This is a genomic window from Pseudomonas sp. GW704-F2 (genome assembly GCF_059423025.1).
Genome location: NZ_JBWKXO010000091.1, coordinates 1 through 2,985 on the forward strand (window position 1 = coordinate 1; position 2,985 = coordinate 2,985).

At 62.7% G+C, this 2,985-nt stretch carries 2 protein-coding genes; one reads left to right on the plus strand and one right to left on the minus strand.

Annotation, left to right across the window (positions count from 1 at the left end; all coding sequences use genetic code 11):
• Positions 1-109: 109 nt before the first annotated feature.
• On the minus strand, positions 110-1,654 hold the full coding sequence (norR, locus tag AC07W0_RS30865; RefSeq protein WP_057005278.1) for a nitric oxide reductase transcriptional regulator NorR: 1,545 nt from the start codon (positions 1,652-1,654) through the stop codon (positions 110-112).
• Between the two features lie 146 nt (positions 1,655-1,800).
• On the opposite strand from norR, the gene hmpA reads away from it, so the two are divergent.
• Positions 1,801-2,982 (plus strand): NO-inducible flavohemoprotein, encoded by a 1,182-nt coding sequence (hmpA, locus tag AC07W0_RS30870; RefSeq protein ID WP_017846720.1) that lies wholly within the window; start codon positions 1,801-1,803, stop codon positions 2,980-2,982.
• Positions 2,983-2,985 lie beyond the last annotated feature (3 nt).

Below are 2,985 nucleotides of genomic sequence, written 5' to 3' on the forward strand. Positions count from 1 at the left end.
TTTCAGTATTTTCAGTATTTCAGTATTTCAGTATTTCAGTATTTCAGTATTTCAGTATTTCAGTATTTCAGTATTTCAGTATTTATTGGGTTTGGTTGGGGGATCTGGGTTATTTGAGGCCTAGGCGCTTGGCCATGCGGCCTAGGTTGGCGCGGTCCAGGCCTAGTTCGCGGGCGGTGCTGGCCCAGTTGTGTTGGTGGCGTTCCAGGCAGGCGTTGATGACTTGGCGCTGGTAGTGTTCGGTGGCCTGGCGCAGGTCGCCGCCGGCGATGGCGGTGACTTCGGGTGGGGGGGCGATCGGCGCTGCGCTGACGTCGGGCAGGTCCAGGTCTTGGGCGCTCAGGCTGAGAATCTTCGGACGTTCGCGACAGTTTCCCAGGGCTTTCAGTGCGCTGCGTCCGATCAAATGTTCCAGCTCGCGCACATTGCCCGGCCAGTTGTAGGCCAGCAACGCGGCTTGGGCGTCGCTGGTCAGGCGCAGGCTGCCCAGGCCCATGCGCGAACGGTTCTGTTCGAGAAAGAACCCGGCCAGCAGCAATACATCGCGCCCGCGCTCGCGCAGCGCCGGCACTTGCAGCGGGTAGACGCTGAGGCGGTGGTAGAAGTCGGCACGGTAGCGGCCGTTGCGCACTTCTTCGGCCAGGTCGCGGTTGGTGGCGGCGATCAGGCGCACGTCCACTTGATGTTCCTTGTCCGAGCCCAGGCGCTGCAGTTGGCCGCTTTGCAGGACGCGCAGCAGCTTGGCCTGCACCGTCAACGACAGCTCGCCGACTTCATCCAGGAACAACGTGCCGCCGTTGGCCAGTTCGAATTTGCCCCGGCGCTCGTTCAGCGCGCCGGTGAAGGCGCCGCGCACATGGCCGAACAGCTCGCTTTCCACCAGGGTTTCCGGCAGGGCGGCGCAGTTGAGGCTGATCAGCGGCTTGTCCGCGCGGGACGACGCGGCGTGGATCGCCTGGGCCACCAGTTCCTTGCCGACCCCGGTTTCGCCGGTGATCAGCACGGTGAGGTCGCTGCCGCCCACCAGGTTGATTTCTTCGACCAGGCGCTTGTGGGGCTTGCTCTGGCCGATCATCTCTTTGTGCTGCTGGCCGCTGGCCTGGCGGTAGATCTCGGCACGCTGGCGTTCGTCTTCGGCGCGCAATGCCAGGTGTTCGATGCGTTCGGCGACGTTGACCGTGGCGGCGGCGAGGCTGGCGAAGGCTTGCAGGGCATCCAGCTCGACCCGTTCGAAGCGCTCGGTGTCGAGGGCGTCCAGGGTCAGCAGGCCCCACGGTTTGTCATCGACATACAGCGGGCAGCCCATGCAGTCGTGAATTTCGAGGTGCCCGTGCAGGCCGTCCACCAGGCCGTCGTAGGGGTCGGGCAATTCACTGTCGCTGTCGAAACGCGTCGGGCCGGGGCTGCCGAGCAGCACGGCGAAACGCGGGTGTTCGCTGACCTTGAAGCGTCGGCCCAGGGTATCGGCGCTCAAGCCGTCCACCGCCAGCGGCACCAGCGACTCACCGTCCAGGCGCAACAGCGCGGCGGCGTCGCACGGCAGCAGGGCGCGCATGGCTTGCAACAGGCGGCGGTAACGCTCGCCTTCGGGCAGTTCGCGGGACAGGTCGGCGACCAGAGGGAGCAGGGTGGTGAGCAGCGATTGCGCAGTCATAATGACTCCTTGTAGTCCTTATGACTATAAGTTGTAGGAGGTCATACTGACTACAAGTAATTTAACTGATTGAAATCAAACGATTTATTAGTTGGCATGAATACTGAGTACTCCAAGGCAATCAGTAAAGAAGCCCAGGAGGCTCCATGCTTAGTGCTCAAGACCGTGCCATCATCAAATCCACCGTGCCCCTGCTGGAAAGCGGCGGCGAAGCGCTGATCACCCATTTCTACCGCATGATGCTCTCCGAGTACCCGGAGGTGCGCCCGCTGTTCAACCAGGCGCACCAGGTCAGCGGCGACCAGCCCCGTGCCCTGGCCAATGGTGTGTTGATGTATGCACGACATATCGACCAGTTGGATCAACTGGGTGATCTGGTGGCGAAGATCATCAACAAACACGTGGCCTTGCAGATCCTGCCGGAACATTACCCGATCGTGGGGGCCTGCCTGCTGCGTGCGATTTCCGAAGTGTTGGGCAGCGAGATTGCCACTCCCGAGGTGATGAGCGCTTGGGGCGCGGCCTACGGTCAGTTGGCGGACATCCTGATCGGCGCCGAAGCTGCGATCTATGACGAGAAAGCCCAGGCGCCGGGCGGCTGGCGGGGTGCGCGGCCGTTCAAGCTGGTCAAGCGCGTGGAGGAAAGTGCCGAAATCACGTCCTTCTATTTCGCCCCGCTGGACAACGGCCCGATCCTCGCCGCCGAGCCCGGTCAGTACATTGGTATGACGCTGCTGCTCGATGGCGAAGAAGTGCGCCGCAACTATTCCTTGTCGGCCCTCAGCGATGCCGGCCAATACCGCATCAGCGTCAAGCGTGAAGCCGGTGGGCGGGTGTCCAACTACCTGCATGATCAATTGCAGGTCGGCGCGACGATCGACCTGTTCCCGCCAGCGGGCGAGTTCACCCTGGCCGCCAGCGATAAACCGCTGGTGCTGATCAGCGGTGGGGTGGGCATCACGCCAACACTGCCGATGCTCGAAGCGGCCCTGGCCACCCAGCGTCCGGTGCATTTTATCCACTGCGCGCGTAACGGCGGGGTGCATGCGTTTCGGGAATGGGTCGACGCCCTGGCGGCCAAGCATCCGCAGCTCAAGCGCTTCTACTGCTATGACGAGGACGATGGCGTGAGCCCGGCAGGCGACACCGTGGGCCTGCTGAGCCAGGAACAACTGGCGGCGTGGTTGCCTGAGCAGCGCGACCTGGATGCGTACTTCCTCGGCCCTAAAGGCTTCATGGCCGCAGTCAAGCGCCACCTCAAGGCCTTGGGCGTACCCGAAAAACAAAGCCGCTACGAATTCTTCGGCCCGGCCGCCGCCCTCGAATAACCC